The sequence below is a fragment of the Cognatiluteimonas profundi genome (genome assembly GCF_009792795.1).
GTDB lineage: Bacteria > Pseudomonadota > Gammaproteobacteria > Xanthomonadales > Xanthomonadaceae > Cognatiluteimonas > Cognatiluteimonas profundi.
In genome coordinates this window covers 22,796-38,220 of the sequence record NZ_VKHQ01000004.1, presented here as the reverse complement: position 1 = coordinate 38,220, position 15,425 = coordinate 22,796, and the positions used below count along the sequence as shown (strand labels likewise).

Genomic DNA, 15,425 nt, shown 5'->3' with positions numbered 1-15,425 from the left:
GCGACCGTGGGAAGGAATCCGGATATTGCCCCAAGCCAAGGCGAGGCGCAGGAAAGCGCGCCGCCAGAGCGGCTGCTGCTGCTCGGGCTGCCTGCGTGGATGTGGGCCTTGATCGGACTGTTGCTCGGCATCGTGGCGACCGGCAGCGTCCTGCTGCTGGAGCGCCACAACCTGCAGGCCGAAGCGCACCTGCGGCTGGCGGCCATCGCCAAGCGCAGCACCTACCAGATCGAGCGCCAGTTCGAAAGCAGCGGCCTCTTGTTGCGCGCGATGCAATCGGCCTATTACGTCAGCGGGGACATCGACCAGCAGCTCTTCGCGGCCATGCACGGCAACTTGCGGCCCAAGCTGTTGGCGCCAAGCGTGGTGGCACTGGGATTCGCGCCGCGCATGGCCGGCAACAACCCTGGCGCGCCGCCGCGCTATCCCTATGAGCGCGTCGCACCACTGGCCGGGAATGCACAGCTGCTGGGGCTGGATGTGGCCCGGCAGGCGGCGAACCTGCGGGCATTGGAGCGGGCGCGCGACATCGACGAACCGGTGATGTCGTCCGCATTCCCGCTGCTGCAGGCCACCAGCGAACCCGGCGACGCGCTGGGAGTGGTGGTGCGGCTGCCGGCGTTCACCCCGGGGACCGTCCCGGTCGACACTCCCGATCGCCGCCGCCGCGAGCTTGGTTCGCTCGGGCTGAGCATGCGCGTGCAGCCGTTGCTGCTCAGCGCACTGCCGACTGATGCGCTGCGGGATTTTCGCGTCCATGTGGATGACATCACCACGGGCAAGCCGCAGCTGCTGTACGACACGGACGCAAAGGTCCTGCCCGATGTCGCCGCATACGTTGGCGTATTGACCTTCGGGGAGCGCCGGTGGCGCCTGACCATGCAGCCGCGCGCCGATGGCTACGATGCCAGCCTGCTGTGGATGATCGGGCTTGGCGGCGCCATCGCCAGCCTGCTGCTCGCATCGTTGTTCTGGTCGATCGCCAATACCCGTCGGCGCGCGGTCGACATCGGTCGGCAGATGAGCGCGCGGTATCGCGAGAGCGAAGAGCGTTTCCGCAAGCTCAACGACCTGCTGCCCGCACTGGTGTTGATGGCTCGCGCCGAAGACGGCCACGTGCTCTACGCCAACCAGGCCGCCTGCGCGCGCCTGGGTGAGCACATCGATGCCGGGGCCTCGCTGGGGGTGTTGTTCGAGGACGAGACCCTGCAACGCCGGTTGCTCGAACCGGGCCTGGATGTCTGGTGCAACGTCGACGCCGTGCTGAAGACACTCAATGGCGACAAGTTCTGGGCCTCGACCTCGATATCCCGCGTCCGCGTCGGCCGGCGGGAAAAGCTGCTGATGGTCGCCACCGATATTTCCGAGCAACGCCAGCTCACCGAATTGCTCAGCTACCAGGCCAGCCACGACACCCTGACCGAGCTCTACAACCGTCGCGAGTTCGAGCGTCGCGTGCAGCGCGCGCTGTTCGGGGTCGGCAAGGGCGAGCAGGCCTGCGCGCTGGTATACATCGACCTGGACCAGTTCAAGCTCATCAACGACACCTCCGGACACCTGGCCGGGGACCAGTTGCTGAGCCAGCTCGCATTGGTCATGGCCGAGCAGTTGCGCGGCGGCGACATCCTGGCGCGCCTGGGCGGCGACGAATTCGGCATCCTCGCCCACGAAATCACCCACGAGGGTGCGCAGGCGCTGGCAGAGCGGCTGCGCTCGCGCGTGGAGGGGTACATCTACATCTGGGAGCAGCGGTCGTACACGATCAGCGCCAGCCTGGGCGTGGTGATGCTGGATCGCCCGGGCCTGACGCTGGCCGACGTGCTGTCGCACGCGGATTCGGCCTGCTACATGGCCAAGGATCGCGGTCGCAACCGCATCCACTTCTACTCCGAGCAGGCGGACGAGACGATTCGCCGCCGCGGCGAAATGGACTGGGCCAATCGCCTGCGCTGGGTGATCGAGGAAGGGCGGTTGCTGCTCGACTACCAGGAAGTACAGCCGTTGCAGGGCCAGCCCGACGAGGATCCGCACATCGAACTGCTGATCCGGCTGCGCGACGAGGAGGGCAACGTCGTGCTGCCCGGCGCATTCCTGCCGGCGGCGGAACGCTACGGCATGATGGCCCTGCTCGACCGGTGGGTCGTGGGCGAGGCGATCGCACACTTCGACCAGCTGCATGTCAGCGGCCGCGCGCCGGGACGGTGCTCGCTCAACCTGGCCGCATCCACGCTGGAAGACGACGACCTGGCCGATTACCTGCTCGACCTGATCGAGCGGCATGGCGTATCTCCCTCGCGCCTTTGTTTCGAGATCACCGAGACCGAGGCGGTGCGCAACCTCGCCCGCGCCGTGCGTTTCATCGAGCGCCTGCGAAGCGTGGGCTGCCAGGTCGCGCTGGATGACTTCGGCGCCGGCATGTCATCGTTCGGCTACCTGAAGAACCTGCCGGTCGACGTCATCAAGATCGATGGCAGCTTCATCCGCGACCTCGACGACGATCCGATGAACCGTTCGATCGTCAATGCGATCACCACCATCGGGCATCAGCGCGGGATGGATGTCGTCGCCGAGTGGGTCAGCAGCCAGGCCAATGCCGACACCCTGCGTTCGCTGGGTGTCGATTACGGCCAGGGTTTTGCCCTGCATCGCCCGGAGCGCGTGCTGTACCAGCGCGTGCTGGAGCATGTCCCCGCCATCGCCCGCTGAAACGCCGGGGCAATGATCGTCGCCTACTCGAACTGGCCGCCGGGCGAATCGATCCAGTGCCGCAGTTGCTCGGCCTGCTCTTCCGGCATGGCGATGAAGCGAAGACCGCTCCATGCCTGCCCGGGGGCGCTGGCGCGATCCAGCCACAGCAGGTGTGCGCCGAATTCCATCGGGATGTCGCGGCCGCGCACGTCGTGGAGATTGAACCGCAACTGATACAGCGCGTCCTCGACCAGCGGCGCGCTGGCAATCAGCAGCATGCCGGTTTCGGACAGGTTGCCGATGCGGCCGACGACGGTATCCGTCATGGCATCGGTTACCAGGATCGTGTCGGACACCTTGCGGCGCTTTGCCCGCCTGAACTCGTCAATCATTGCGTGGTTCCTGCGTGACCTGGCCGACGTTGTCGTCCTTGCGGGCGCCGCGGCCGGCAAAACTGCGCAATGCATTCAGTGTCGCCTGCCATGCACGGTCGACCAGTCGGCCGCGTTCGGCGGCCACGATCTTGGCCTGGCCCCGGCTCAACATGCGCGCAACGCTGTCCAGCGAGTGTTCGCCCACGCGCTGGCCGCGCTGGTTGACGAACAGTGCCTTGTCGGTCACCGGGCTGTACCAGGACAGGCGGCGACGCACGAGATCGCCCTGCTGGTTGATGTTGAATTCGATCCATGTTCCGTACGGCATGACCCGGAGCTGGTCGTACTGCGCCTGTTCGGCTTCATCGCGCGGCGGAAGTTCGGCCTTGCGGGACTCGCTGGAATCCTCGCCCAGGCGAACGCGCGCCTTCATGCGCATCGTCAATTCGGTGCGCGATGCCGGGTCTTCGTCATCCTCCATGGCGCTGGTCAGGCGGCGTGCGATGGCTGCGGCTTCTTCTCCGTGATAACCGACCTGCGACAGTGCGGCCTCGACGTGGCTGGCGAGGTCGGCGTCCGCTTCACTGCCGCCGTGCCCGCAAGTGTCGACGATGCGACCGGTCATTTCGATCTGGCGCTGCCACTCCGTGGAATCCACGCCCTGCCGGAGCAGCGTCAGTGTCAGCACGTCGGCCCATGCCTGGTTGAGCAATGCACGCACGAACTTGGGCAGGCGCTGCTCGCCGACGATTTCGGCGATCGTGTCGGAAGCGCGGCGCTTGGCGATCTCCAGCTTTTCCTTGCCGCGCGCCGCCTCGACATGGCGCCGTTCGGACATCTCGGCCTTGCGCGCGAGGTTCTGCAGCTGTGCCTGCAACTCGCGGTTGCTGTCCTCGAACACCGACGAATCGCCATCGAAGTTCTCGACGACGTTGTTCACAGCCTGCCGCAGCGGTTCCAGCAACTGCGGGTCCAGGTCGTCGTCATCCAGCCAGCGCGCGCCGGACTCGGCGATCGCATTGAGCAACTGCCTGGCCGGATGCTGGGATCGAACGAAGAATGCCCTGTCCTGCAGTGCCACGCGCAGCAGCGGCAGCTGCAGCTTGCGCAGCAGCGGCGTGGCCACTGCATCCGCACGGACTTCGCGCTCGATCTGCGTATACAACATGTCCAGCAGCTCGAAGGTATCGCTGTCCTGTGGGGAGAAGCTGGCGCCATGTCCGCGCTCCTGCCGCATCTGCGCGAGCAGGGTCTGCTTGATGTCGAGCAGGTTGCGGACGCTCCCGTTGGATGCGGCTTCGCGCATGCCCCCGAGGGCACTCACGACCTCGTCCGTCTCCAGTTGCTGGCGGGTCCCATGCCGCTGGCTCGGGCGAAGCTTGCCAAGCAGTTCGCGGCGGCCCGACAGCAGTTGCTGCAACAGGTCGAACGCCGCGCCTTCGTCGATCCCCGGGGAGTCGCCGTCCGCCTGGCCCAGCCAGGCGGTATGGGTGCGTGGTTGCTGGCTGGTGTCGCCGCCACGTCGCCGCCGCGCCTTGCCGCCGCCTTTTGCCGCAGCCGCCGCGGCGGAGGCTTCCGCTTGCGAGGTCGGCCTTGCCCGGATCGGGATGTAGCTCAGGCTTGGCAGGATGCCGTTGGCGACAACCGTGGCGTTCAACATGTCGAGCAGTTGCGGGTACTCGCTCATGACCCGGCGGTCGAACTGTCGATACAACAGCAGCCGTGATTCAAGCGGCAGCTGCAGTGACTCGCAGGAATCGCGCATGATCCGGCACAGCGCCCGTGGCCCCAACGGGATGCGTTCGGCATCGAAGGCCGCGGTGCCGGCCATGACGCCGATCCGCTGCCCGAGCAGATGCAGCGGCAGGCTCGAACGCGCTTCCTGGCGCGAGGCGATGTCCCGCAGGACGGCGTCCTCATCCATCTGGCTGTCGTCCACCAGGCTCAGGTGCGTGAAGCTGGCCGGCGGATTGTCGCTGGCGCCCGTGCGTGATGGCGCTCGCCGCACCGAGGCCAGGCTCGCCTCCAGGCCCAGCATGAAACGCGGCACCAGGTCCGAGGATCGCATGCGCAGCGTGCGCAGCGTCTGCATGTAGCCGGCCTGCAGGGCGGGCTCGCGTGCATGCTCCGACATGCGGAACAGCTGCTGTTCGAAATCCTGCATCGTCGCGGTGAGCTGGCGCTCCAGCTCGTCCGACGCGACGTTCAGCAGCTGCTCGAGCACGCGCCTGACCCGCCGCGGCAGGACCGCGGTGGCCAGGGATTGTGGCGTGGTATCGGGTGGCAGTGCCGACATCGTCCCGCTCGGATCTGTCCAGTGCTGATAATTAACACGCCCCGCCGCCCGCGGCCAGCGCCCGACACCATGTCGAGCCTTGTTGGCTGGACTTTCCAAGCGCCGTCGGGTCGGCCGGCAAGGGAACATCCGATCGCAGGTGGGCCTTTGAAGCCCCAGCAGGCCAGCCTTTGAAATCAGTCTTCCAGGAACAGGCTGATGACATCGTTGGTGAAGCGACGGCCTGACTCGGTCGGGCACACGGCTCCCGCCGACTGCGTGATCCAGCCCCGTTGCTCGGCGACATCCAGCCGGCCGGCGATGGATGCCCGGGGCAATCCGGTGCGCGCCTCGAACTCGTCCAGCGTGAATCCATCCACCAGCCGCAATGCGTTGAGCATGTAGTCGAAAGGCCGCTGGCGCGGCTCGATACTGTCGTCCCCGCCAATCGCCGCGGCAGTCCCGGCCGTGGCCAGGTAGGCTCCCGGGTGCTTGACCTTCCAGCGGCGCCTGATGGACTGCCCGCTTCCCAGCGTGAGCTTGCCGTGCGCGCCGGCGCCGATGCCCAGGTAGTCGCCGAAGTGCCAGTAGTTGAGGTTGTGCGCGCAGCGCCAGCCCGGTTGCGCGTACGCGCTGACTTCGTACTGGGCATATCCAGCCTGCGCCATCAGCAGCTGGCAGTTGTCCTGCATGTCCCAGCTGGCGTCGTCATCCGGCAGGCCCGCTGGTGGGCGTGCGGCGAACACCGTGTTGGGCTCCAGTGTCAGCTGGTAGTGCGACAGATGCCGGGGCTCCAGGGCGATGGCCCGTTCGATGTCGCGTTCGGCCATCGACAATGTCTGGCCGGGAAGGGCATACATCAGGTCGAGGTTGATGTTGTCCAGGCCGGCATCCTGCGCCAGTCGCACCGCGGCGACGGCCTGCGCGCTGTCGTGAATCCGGCCCAGGCGCTGCAGGCAACCATCGTCGAAACTCTGGATGCCGAAGCTGATCCGGTTGACCCCGGCGGCGCGGTATTCGTCGAAGCGGCCATGCTCGGCGGTGCCGGGATTGGTCTCCAGCGTGATTTCCAGGCCCGGTGCGAACCGCAGCCGCGCGCTGGCCGCCTGCAGGAAGGCGTCGATCGCAGCGGGCGGAAACAGCGACGGCGTCCCTCCGCCGAAAAACACCGTGTGCACCGGGCGTCCCCATGCCAGTGGCAGGTCGTGCTCGAGGTCGGCAATCAACGCATCGACATAGGCGTCGAATGGCAAGGCCCCACGCCCTTCGTGCGAGTTGAAATCGCAATACGGGCATTTGCGCACGCACCAGGGCAGGTGGACATACAGCGAGAGTGGTGGCGTGGTCAGCATGGCCGGGTTGGTGGTGTGGGAGCGGTCGAACCGGTCCACTATCGGAAATCTTCCAGGCGCTGCTTCAACACGGCCAGGGCGCGGCCGCGATGGCTGATGCTGTTCTTCACCGCCGGATCCAGTTCGGCAGCGCTGCAGCCATGCACGGGATCCAGGAACACGGGGTCGTAACCGAAGCCGCCATCGCCGCGTGGCGTGCGCAGGATCCGGCCGAACCATTCGCCCTCGGCGATCAAGGGCTGCGGATCGTCGGCTGAGCGCAGCAGCACGAGCACGCAATAGAAGCGCGCGCCGCGACGCTGGTCGGGCAGGTCGCGCATCTCCAGGAGCAAGCGCTCGATGTTGCGTTGCGCATCGGCATGGCCACCGCCATATCGCGCCGAATACAGCCCCGGCGCGCCGCCGAGGGCATCCACGCACAAGCCCGAATCATCGGCCAGTGCCGGCATTCCGGTGGCCCGCGCGGCGTGGCGGGCCTTGATCAGCGCGTTCTCGATGAACGTCGGTGCGGTTTCCTCGACGTCGCCAACCGCGAATTCGGACTGCGCGCGCAATTGCAGTCCGCAATCGCCGAGCACGGTGCGCAGTTCGTCGAGCTTCCCGGCATTCCCGCTGGCCAGCACCAGTTGCACCGGCGCGTGCCCGCTACTTCGCCAAGGCTTCGCGCTGGGCGCGCAGCAATTCACCGATGCCCTGTTCGGCCAGCCCCAGCAATGCGTCGAGTTCGTCGCGACGGAATGCGTGGCCTTCCGCGGTGCCCTGCAATTCGATGAAGCCGCCGCCATCGTTCATGACGACGTTCATGTCGGTATCGCAGGCGCTGTCCTCGGCGTAATCCAGGTCCAGCATCGGGGTGCCGCGATAGACGCCGACCGAGACTGCGGCGACGGCGCCGAAAACCGGGTCCTTGCTGATGTCCTTGCGGGCGCGCAGCCAGCGGACGGCGTCGACCAGGGCCACGTAGGCGCCGGTGATGGCCGCCGTGCGCGTGCCGCCGTCAGCCTGCAGCACGTCGCAGTCCAGCGTGATCGTGCGTTCGCCCAGTGCACCACGATCCACGCAGGCGCGCAGGGCGCGTCCGATCAGCCGCTGGATTTCCAGGGTGCGACCGCCCTGCTTGCCGCGCGAAGCTTCGCGATCGTTGCGGGTGTTGGTCGCGCGCGGCAGCATTCCGTATTCGGCGGTGATCCAGCCTTCGCCCTTGCCGCGCAGGAATCCGGGAACCCGGTTCTCCACGCTCGCCGTGCACAGCACCCGGGTGTCGCCAAAGGTGACGAGGACCGAACCTTCGGCATGGCGGGTGAAGCCGCGGGTGATGGTCACCTCCCGCAGTTGCCCGGGCATGCGGCCGCTGGGCCGGAGGGCAGGTTCGATCGACATGCAGTTCACCGCGACAGGGCGTGCAAGTTTAACATCGGCACCTGCGCGGCCTCCGGTCGCACCGGGAACCACCATGATCCGCAGCATGACCGCCTTCGCGTCAGGCGAACGCACGACGCCATGGGGCACGCTGGGCTGCGAATTGCGCGCCGTGAACCATCGCTTCCTGGAGCTGGGCGTGCGCCTGCCGGACGAATTGCGCGCGCTGGAACCGGCATTGCGCGAACGGATATCGGCCGGGGTTGCACGCGGCAAGCTCGACCTGACGCTGCGCCTGCGGCCGGTGGAAGGCGGCGAGGCGCTGCACGTGAACGCCGGCATGATTGGCCAGCTCTCCGAACTCGCGCTGGACCTGCAGGTGCGATTCCCTGCCATGCGGATCGAGTTCAGCCGCCTGTTGCAGTTCCCCGGGGTGTTGCAGGCCGGCGCGGTGGATCCGCAGGCGTTGCAGGCCGCCGCGTTGCAGCTGATCGACCAGGTGCTCGCGCAATTCACCGCGGCGCGGGAGCGCGAGGGCACCAACCTGGCCGCCGTCATCATCGACCGCGTGGATGCCATCGCCCAGCGCGCGGCCGAAGTGCGCTCGTTGATGCCGGTGATCCGCGCGGGGCAGCGCGCCAAGCTCGAAGCACGCCTGGCGGACCTGTCACAGGCCGCGGACCAGGGCCGACTGGAGCAGGAGCTGGTGCTGTGGTTGCAGAAACTCGATGTCGACGAGGAACTGGACCGGCTGGACAGCCACGTCATCGAGATCAGGCGGGTGCTGGTGCAGAAAGAGCCGGTGGGACGTCGCCTGGATTTCCTTCTCCAGGAATTCAATCGCGAGGCCAATACCCTGGGCTCCAAGTCGGTCGATACGCGCACATCGCAGGCCGCCGTGGAGCTGAAGGTGCTGATCGACCAGGTGCGCGAGCAGATCCAGAACATCGAGTGAACCCAATGCGCGGAACCCTTTTCATCGTCGCCGCGCCCTCGGGCGCCGGCAAATCCAGCATCGTCAATGCCTGCCTGGCGCGGGATCCGGCGATCCGCCTCTCGGTCTCGTTCACCTCGCGTGCCGCGCGACCGGGCGAGCGCCACGCGGAGCACTATCACTTCGTCAGCGCCGAGGCGTTCCAGCAGATGGTGGCGGCGGGCGACTTCTTCGAGCACGCACGTGTCCACGGCGACTGGAAGGGCACCGCGCGACAGTCGGTCGAGCCGCAACTGGCTGCCGGCAACGACGTCCTGCTCGAGATCGACTGGCAGGGCGCGCGCCAGGTGCGGGAGCAGGTTCCGGATGCGATCAGCGTGTTCATCCTGCCGCCTTCGCGCGAGGCGCTGGAACAGCGCATGCGCGCGCGCGGGCAGGACAGCGAGGCGGTGATCGCGCAGCGGCTGGCGGCTGCCCGCGACGAGATGTCCCACTACGACGAGTTCGACTACCTGATCGTCAACGAGCATTTCGACCGTGCCGTGGACGAGATGTGCAGCATCTTCGGCGCCTGCCGGTTGCGCCGCGATCGCCAGTTGGCCCGGCACGCGGACCTGATCGCCAGGTTGTTGGCGTAGGGCGGGTCGCGGCCCAGCTGTCCGCCGACCCTCCCCAGGCCGAGATCTTATCCTGCACGCTCGGCTAAGCTGCTGATTCATAAAGGCCGGTGTTGCGACAAAAGCGGCTCCCCGGCTACAATCCACGCCCCCTCGCATCAGATCGGACGGCCCCTGGCCGCCGGGAGCCCCATGGCCCGCATTACCGTAGAAGATTGCCTGCAAGTGGTGGACAACCGCTTCGAGCTCGTGATGATGGCCGCCAAGCGCGCGCGCCAGCTGGCCAACGGCGTCGAGCCGCAGCTGGACAACAGTGAAAACGCCGACAAGCCGACCGTCCTTGCCCTGCGCGAAATCGCCGCGCGTCGCATCGACCAGCCGTATATCGATGCCGTCGACAAGTCCGAGCGCGAGCGCAAGGAACGCGAAGCCCTCGAGTGGGCAGCGGCCGAGGTGGTTGCCGACGACGACCTTTCCAAGGGCGACGACTGATCCATCCCGCGCAGCGTTGATACCAGCGGCCCCGCAACAGCGGGGCCGTCTTGTTTCCGGCCGACTGGAGCCGGCCGCGAAGGCCCGCCGGCGCTATCCCCTTGCCGCCATTTCGCCGTACGCTGGCCGCATGAGTGCCGGAGAGCCCATCCATGCCATGCCCGATCCGGTCGACGAGTCGCTGCCGGATTACGTCCTGGCTTTGCAGCGGGCCGCCAACTACCTGACGGAAGACCAGCAGCGCTTGTTGCGTCGCGCCTGGTCGGTGGGCGCCGCTGCGCACGCCGGGCAAACCCGGCGATCGGGCGAGCCCTACATCACCCACCCGGTTGCCGTCGCCGCAGTGCTTGCCGAGCAGCGGGTGGATGTGGAGACGCTGATCGCGGCGATCCTGCACGACACGCTCGAGGACACTCCGCTGGCGCGGGCCACCATTGCCGGGGAATTCGGCGAGACGGTCGCCGAGCTGGTCGACGGGGTGACCAAGCTGGACAAGCTGCAGTTCCAGGACCGCCAGGAAGCCGCCGCCGAAAGTTTCCGCAAGATGTTGCTGGCCATGGCGCGCGACCTGCGCGTGATCCTGATCAAGCTGGCCGACCGCCTGCACAACATGCGCACCCTTGGTGCACAGACGCCGGAAGCGCGCCTGCGCGTTGCCCGCGAGACGCTCGAGATCTACGCCCCGATCGCGCAGCGGCTGGGCATGAACCTGATCAAGGCGGAGTTGCAGGACCTGGGTTTTCGCGCAATCCATCCGTGGCGGCACGCGGTGCTGGAAAAGCGCATCCGCACCCAGCCGTTGCTGCGCCGCGAGGCGCTGTCGCGCATCGAGGCGCAGGTCGCGCAGCGGCTGACCAAGGAGGGCCTGCAGTACCGGCTGATCAGCCGGATCAAATCGCCGTGGAGCATCTATTCGAAGATGCGTGCGGAGGGCAAGTCCTTCGACCAGGTGATGGACGTCTTCGGTTTCCGGATCGTGGTGCGCTCGGTGTCCGAGTGCTACCACGCGCTCGGCGTGGCGCATTCGGTGTTCAAGCCGCTGGACGGGCGCTTTCGCGATTTCATCGCCATTCCCAAGGCCAACGGCTACCAGTCGCTGCACACGGTGTTGTTCGGTCCCTACGGTTCGCCCATCGAAGTGCAGATCCGCACCGAGGAAATGGACCTCATCGCCGAGCGCGGGATCGCGGCGCACTGGACCTACAAGCATGGCGGCTCCGCCTCGAACAGCGCGCAGACCCGCGCGCATTCGTGGATCGCCAACCTGCTGGAGAGCCAGCGCGCGACCGGGTCGTCGCTGGAATTCCTCGAAAACGTCAAGGTCGACCTGTTTCCGGACGAGGTGTACCTGTTCACGCCGAAGGGCGATATCCTGGAGTTGCCGCGCAACGCGACGGCGCTCGACTTCGCCTATGCCGTGCATACCGACGTCGGCAACCACGCGGTCGCAGCGCGTGTCGACAAGAAGCTGGTGCCACTGCGCACCAAGCTTGTCAGTGGCCAGAAAGTCGAGGTGATCAGCGCCAAGTCGGCCGCTCCCAAGCCGCAATGGCTCGAGTTCGTGATCACCGGCAAGGCGCGTACCGCCATCCGTCATCAACTCAAGAGCCTGCAGCACGAGGATGCCGTGCAGTTGGGCCATCGCATGCTCGATCGGGCGCTGGAGGATCTCGGGACGTCGCTCGACCGCCTGCCGGCGCCACGGCTCGAGGCCTATCTCGCGGACCTGCGCTATCCGCGACTGGAAGCCCTGCTGTCGGAGATCGCACTGGGCAATCGGATGCCGGCCCAGGTCGCGCTCGCGCTGGCGCGACAGCAGCCAACGGCAGGCAGCGTCGCCCTCCAGGCCGTCGAGCCCGCCCTTGGCGCGCGCGCGCCGGGCGACCGGATCCTCATCACCGGCAACGAGCGCGGCGTGATCACGTTCTCGAACTGCTGCCTGCCGATCCCGGGCGACGACATCATGGGTTACCACACGGCTGGTCGCGGCATCGTCGTGCACCGCATGGACTGCCCGAACGTGGGGGACTATCGCAAGTCGCCCGAGCGCTGGGTGGCGATCGGCTGGGACCGCGACGTGTCGGGCGATTTCCACAGTGCGCTGCTGGTGCAGGTGGAAAACCGCCCCGGCGTGCTGGCCCAGGTCGCCGCCGCCATCGCCCAGGCGGAATCCAACATCGAGGGTGTCGAGTATCTCGAACGCGACAGCAATGTCGCCGCCATCCGTTTCGCAATCGAAGTGGCCGACCGCAAGCACCTGGCCGACGTGATCCGTCGCGTGCGCAGGCTCAGCGTCGTCCATGGCGTGCAACGCCTCTGAGCCAGCATTGCGCGTCCGGCATTGCAGCCAGACTGTTCCACCAATCAGGAGTGTCCATGTCACGCCAATCGATCCACACCGATGCCGCACCCGCCGCGATCGGTCCGTACTCACAGGCGGTCCGCAGTGGCCAGATGGTCTTCCTGTCCGGGCAGATTCCGCTGGATCCGGCGACCGGCGTGCTGGTGGGTGGCGATATCAGCGCACAGGCGCGCCGTGCTTTCGACAACCTCAAGGCGGTCTGCGAGGCAGCGGGTGGCTCGCTCGATTCCATCGTGCGCATCGGCCTGTACGTCACCGACCTTGGCGACTTCGCGGCTGTCAACGCGGTCATGGCCGACTGTTTCTCCGCGCCGTATCCGGCGCGCTCGACCATCGAGGTCTCGGCATTGCCCAAGGGCGCCGCGGTCGAGGTCGACGCCATCATGGTGATCGGTTAATCGATGAAGCGCGTTGCCGGGCTGTCGCCAGCCCTGTCGGACGTCGGTGAGACCTCCCTTGGCACATTGCCGGGCGTCGGCCCTCGCGTCGCGGAGAAACTCGCCGCGCGCGGCCTGGTGACGCTGCAGGATCTGTGGCTGCAACTGCCCAGGCAATACGAGGACCGCACGAGCATCCTGCCGATCCGCGACCTGCGCCCCGGCGTTGCGGCCCAGGTCGAAGGCATGGTGGAAGCCGTCGAGCGTGGGTTCCGCTACCGGCCGATGTTGCGCGTGGCGATCGTCGACGATTCCCGGGCGACGCTGGTGCTGCGCTTCTTCCATTTCCGGGCGGCGCAGGTGGCGCAATTCGCACCCGGTGTGCGCTTGCGTTGCTTTGGGATGCCGCGCGCAGGCCAGCATGGACTGGAGATCGTCCATCCCAGCTATCGCGTGGTCGACGCGGGGGAGATTGCACTGGGCGAGCAGCTCGATCCGGTGTATCCGGCGGTCGAAGGCATCGGCCCGGCGACATTGCGCAGGCTGATCGGCCTGGCCCTGGACCGCTTGCCGGATGAAGCAACTCTGGAGCTGTTGCCCGCGGAGTTGCGACAACAGCTGCAACTGCCGTCGCTGCGCAGCGCGCTGCTGACCGTGCACCGTCCGCCACGGGATGCCGATGTCGCCGCCTTGCTCGCCGGCAGCCATCCCGCACAACGCCGCCTCGCGCTGGAGGAGTTGCTTGCGCACCACCTCGGCCTGCGCCGGCAGCGCATCGCATTGCAGCGACACAAGGCCGCGCCGTTGACGGGTGGCGGGACGCTGGTCCAGCGACTCGGTGATGCCTTGCCATTCGCGCTGACGCAGGCGCAGCAGCGCGTCTACCTGCAGGTACGCGACGACCTGGCGGCGCATTCGCCGATGTTGCGGCTGGTGCAGGGCGATGTCGGCAGTGGCAAGACCGTCGTTGCCGCGATGGCTGCATTGCTCGCGGTCGAGGCAGGGAAGCAGGCGGCCCTGATGGCGCCGACAGAACTGCTCGCCGAGCAGCACCTGTCGACGTTGCGCGGATGGCTGGAGCCGCTCGGCGTGCGTGTTGCCTGGCTTGCAGGGAAGGTCACCGGCAAGGTGCGTGCGGCCGCGATGGCCGACGTTGCGTCCGGTGCCGTGCAGGTCGTGGTCGGGACGCATGCGCTGATGCAGGAAGGGGTGGTGTTCCATGACCTGGCGCTTGCCATCGTCGATGAGCAGCATCGTTTTGGCGTGCACCAGCGCCTGGCGCTGCGCGACAAGGGCAGCGGCGACAGGGTGCCGCACCAGCTGGTGCTGACGGCAACGCCAATTCCACGCACGCTGGCCATGGCCGCCTATGCCGACCTGGACGTGTCGTCGATCGACGAGTTGCCACCTGGTCGCAAGCCAGTGCATACGGTCGCGCTCAGTGCGGATCGACGTCCCGAGCTGGTCGAGCGGATTCGCAAGGCCTGCGCCGAGGGTCGCCAGGCGTATTGGGTCTGCACGCTGATCGACGACTCCGACGAAGTCGTGGCGCAGGCGGCGCAATCGACCTTCGAGGCGCTGTCGGCTGCATTGCCGGAATTGCGCATCGGATTGGTCCACGGTCGCATGAAAGCGGCGATGAAGCAGGCAACGATGCGCGCCTTCAAGGACGGTGCACTCGACCTGCTGGTGGCGACCACGGTCATCGAGGTCGGCGTGGACGTCGCCAATGCGTCGCTGATGATCATCGAGAACGCGGAGCGCCTGGGCCTGGCGCAACTGCATCAATTGCGCGGAAGGGTGGGTCGGGGCAGCGCGGCATCGAGTTGCGTGATGCTGTACCAGGCGCCCTTGTCGCAACTGGCGCGGCAACGCCTGGAAACGATGCGGCAGACCCACGACGGCTTCGTCATCGCCGAGCGGGACCTGCAGCTGCGCGGGCCCGGAGAGCTGCTCGGGACCCGACAGACCGGATTGGCCCTGTTCCGGGTGGCCGACCTGGCCCGGGACGCCGACCTGCTGCCGCTGGTCAGGGGCCTGGCCGACCAGCTGCTGGCGGACGCCCCTGGCAACGCCGATCGCATCGTGGCGCGCTGGGTGGGCGGCGCCGCCCGTTATGCAGCGGCCTAGCCGGGATGCGAGGTGGTCTGCGTCAGCCAGTCATCCGGAGGACAAGCCGGGTTGCGCCGCAATCGGCGCCGGGCTAAAATGCCGCTCTTACCCTGCGCAAATTGGTGCCGCCATGAAGGCCGACATCCACCCGAATTACCACGAAGTCGTGTTCCAGGACGTGACTTCCGATTTCAAGTTCCTGACGCGCTCGACCCTCTCCAGCAAGGAGACGGTGAAGTGGAAGGACGGCAACGAGTATCCGCTGATCAAGATCGACATCTCGTCGGCGTCGCACCCGTTCTACACGGGGCAGAACAAGATCATGGATACCGGCGGTCGCGTCGACAAGTTCCGCCGGCGCTACGCCGCGAAGTAATTCGACTGCGTCTCATCGCTTTTGCAACGGCCGCCGCGAGGTGGCCGTTTGCATATGCGGTCCCGGCGACGCCGGTTTTGCTATGTGATAATTGGTCCCGGCGCGAC

Annotated in this window: 13 protein-coding genes; 8 read left to right on the top strand and 5 right to left on the bottom strand. The window is 67.0% G+C overall.

Annotation, left to right across the window (positions count from 1 at the left end; genetic code table 11):
* Positions 1-99: 99 nt before the first annotated feature.
* The gene (locus tag GST15_RS06760) at positions 100-2,706 is read left to right on the top strand and encodes a bifunctional diguanylate cyclase/phosphodiesterase (RefSeq protein WP_159017079.1); all 2,607 of its coding nucleotides are present in this window, start codon (positions 100-102) and stop codon (positions 2,704-2,706) included.
* 23 nt (positions 2,707-2,729) lie between these two features.
* On the opposite strand, the gene GST15_RS06755 is transcribed toward GST15_RS06760, so the two are convergent.
* The 5 genes from GST15_RS06755 to rph all read right to left on the bottom strand — a co-directional run bounded on the left by GST15_RS06755 (position 2,730) and on the right by rph (position 8,069).
* Complete coding sequence (locus GST15_RS06755; RefSeq protein WP_159016517.1) at positions 2,730-3,080, bottom strand: PilZ domain-containing protein; 351 nt, start codon at positions 3,078-3,080, stop codon at positions 2,730-2,732.
* The gene (locus tag GST15_RS06750; RefSeq protein WP_159016516.1) at positions 3,073-5,358 is read right to left on the bottom strand and encodes a DUF1631 family protein; all 2,286 of its coding nucleotides are present in this window, start codon (positions 5,356-5,358) and stop codon (positions 3,073-3,075) included. Before GST15_RS06750 ends, GST15_RS06755 begins: the two co-directional genes overlap by 8 nt.
* A 176-nt stretch (positions 5,359-5,534) precedes the next feature.
* Positions 5,535-6,689 carry a radical SAM family heme chaperone HemW gene (hemW, locus tag GST15_RS06745; RefSeq protein ID WP_159017077.1) on the bottom strand — a complete coding sequence of 385 codons (1,155 nt, stop codon included), beginning with the start codon at positions 6,687-6,689 and terminating at the stop codon, positions 5,535-5,537.
* Between the two features lie 38 nt (positions 6,690-6,727).
* Positions 6,728-7,321, bottom strand: coding sequence for an RdgB/HAM1 family non-canonical purine NTP pyrophosphatase (gene rdgB, locus GST15_RS06740; RefSeq protein ID WP_159016515.1), 594 nt, complete (start codon positions 7,319-7,321; stop codon positions 6,728-6,730).
* Positions 7,322-7,334: 13 nt separating this feature from the next.
* Positions 7,335-8,069, bottom strand: a complete 735-nt coding sequence (gene rph / locus GST15_RS06735; RefSeq protein WP_159016514.1) for a ribonuclease PH — start codon at positions 8,067-8,069, stop codon at positions 7,335-7,337.
* 73 nt (positions 8,070-8,142) lie between these two features.
* Between rph and GST15_RS06730 the strand changes: the two genes are divergently transcribed.
* From GST15_RS06730 to GST15_RS06700, 7 genes are all read left to right on the top strand, one after another.
* A complete protein-coding gene (locus GST15_RS06730; RefSeq protein WP_159016513.1) occupies positions 8,143-9,003 on the top strand; it encodes a YicC/YloC family endoribonuclease in 861 nt (286 codons plus the stop codon).
* 5 nt (positions 9,004-9,008) lie between these two features.
* The gene (gene gmk, locus GST15_RS06725) at positions 9,009-9,620 is read left to right on the top strand and encodes a guanylate kinase (RefSeq protein WP_159016512.1); all 612 of its coding nucleotides are present in this window, start codon (positions 9,009-9,011) and stop codon (positions 9,618-9,620) included.
* A 171-nt stretch (positions 9,621-9,791) separates the two neighbouring features.
* On the top strand, positions 9,792-10,091 hold the full coding sequence (rpoZ, locus tag GST15_RS06720) for a DNA-directed RNA polymerase subunit omega (RefSeq protein ID WP_159016511.1): 300 nt from the start codon (positions 9,792-9,794) through the stop codon (positions 10,089-10,091).
* Between the two features lie 130 nt (positions 10,092-10,221).
* Positions 10,222-12,411, top strand: a complete 2,190-nt coding sequence (locus tag GST15_RS06715; protein WP_159016510.1) for a RelA/SpoT family protein — start codon at positions 10,222-10,224, stop codon at positions 12,409-12,411.
* A 56-nt stretch (positions 12,412-12,467) separates the two neighbouring features.
* On the top strand, positions 12,468-12,851 hold the full coding sequence (locus GST15_RS06710) for a RidA family protein (protein WP_159016509.1): 384 nt from the start codon (positions 12,468-12,470) through the stop codon (positions 12,849-12,851).
* Positions 12,852-12,854: 3 nt separating this feature from the next.
* Complete coding sequence (gene recG / locus GST15_RS06705) at positions 12,855-14,960, top strand: ATP-dependent DNA helicase RecG (protein WP_159016508.1); 2,106 nt, start codon at positions 12,855-12,857, stop codon at positions 14,958-14,960.
* A gap of 112 nt (positions 14,961-15,072) precedes the next feature.
* On the top strand, positions 15,073-15,318 hold the full coding sequence (locus GST15_RS06700; protein WP_159016507.1) for a type B 50S ribosomal protein L31: 246 nt from the start codon (positions 15,073-15,075) through the stop codon (positions 15,316-15,318).
* Positions 15,319-15,425 lie beyond the last annotated feature (107 nt).

What these genes read in the sequence shown, in the direction of transcription:
- gmk (WP_159016512.1), top strand. Translation starts at nt 9,009, where the DNA reads ATGCGCGGAACCCTTTTCATCGTCGCCGCGCCCTCGGGCGCCGGCAAA.
- GST15_RS06755 (WP_159016517.1), bottom strand. Translation starts at nt 3,080, where the DNA reads ATGATTGACGAGTTCAGGCGGGCAAAGCGCCGCAAGGTGTCCGACACG.
- GST15_RS06710 (WP_159016509.1), top strand. Translation starts at nt 12,468, where the DNA reads ATGTCACGCCAATCGATCCACACCGATGCCGCACCCGCCGCGATCGGT.
- rph (WP_159016514.1), bottom strand. Translation starts at nt 8,069, where the DNA reads ATGTCGATCGAACCTGCCCTCCGGCCCAGCGGCCGCATGCCCGGGCAA.
- GST15_RS06730 (WP_159016513.1), top strand. Translation starts at nt 8,143, where the DNA reads ATGATCCGCAGCATGACCGCCTTCGCGTCAGGCGAACGCACGACGCCA.
- GST15_RS06715 (WP_159016510.1), top strand. Translation starts at nt 10,222, where the DNA reads ATGAGTGCCGGAGAGCCCATCCATGCCATGCCCGATCCGGTCGACGAG.
- GST15_RS06750 (WP_159016516.1), bottom strand. Translation starts at nt 5,358, where the DNA reads ATGTCGGCACTGCCACCCGATACCACGCCACAATCCCTGGCCACCGCG.
- GST15_RS06760 (WP_159017079.1), top strand. Translation starts at nt 100, where the DNA reads ATGTGGGCCTTGATCGGACTGTTGCTCGGCATCGTGGCGACCGGCAGC.
- recG (WP_159016508.1), top strand. Translation starts at nt 12,855, where the DNA reads ATGAAGCGCGTTGCCGGGCTGTCGCCAGCCCTGTCGGACGTCGGTGAG.
- GST15_RS06700 (WP_159016507.1), top strand. Translation starts at nt 15,073, where the DNA reads ATGAAGGCCGACATCCACCCGAATTACCACGAAGTCGTGTTCCAGGAC.
- rpoZ (WP_159016511.1), top strand. Translation starts at nt 9,792, where the DNA reads ATGGCCCGCATTACCGTAGAAGATTGCCTGCAAGTGGTGGACAACCGC.
- hemW (WP_159017077.1), bottom strand. Translation starts at nt 6,689, where the DNA reads ATGCTGACCACGCCACCACTCTCGCTGTATGTCCACCTGCCCTGGTGC.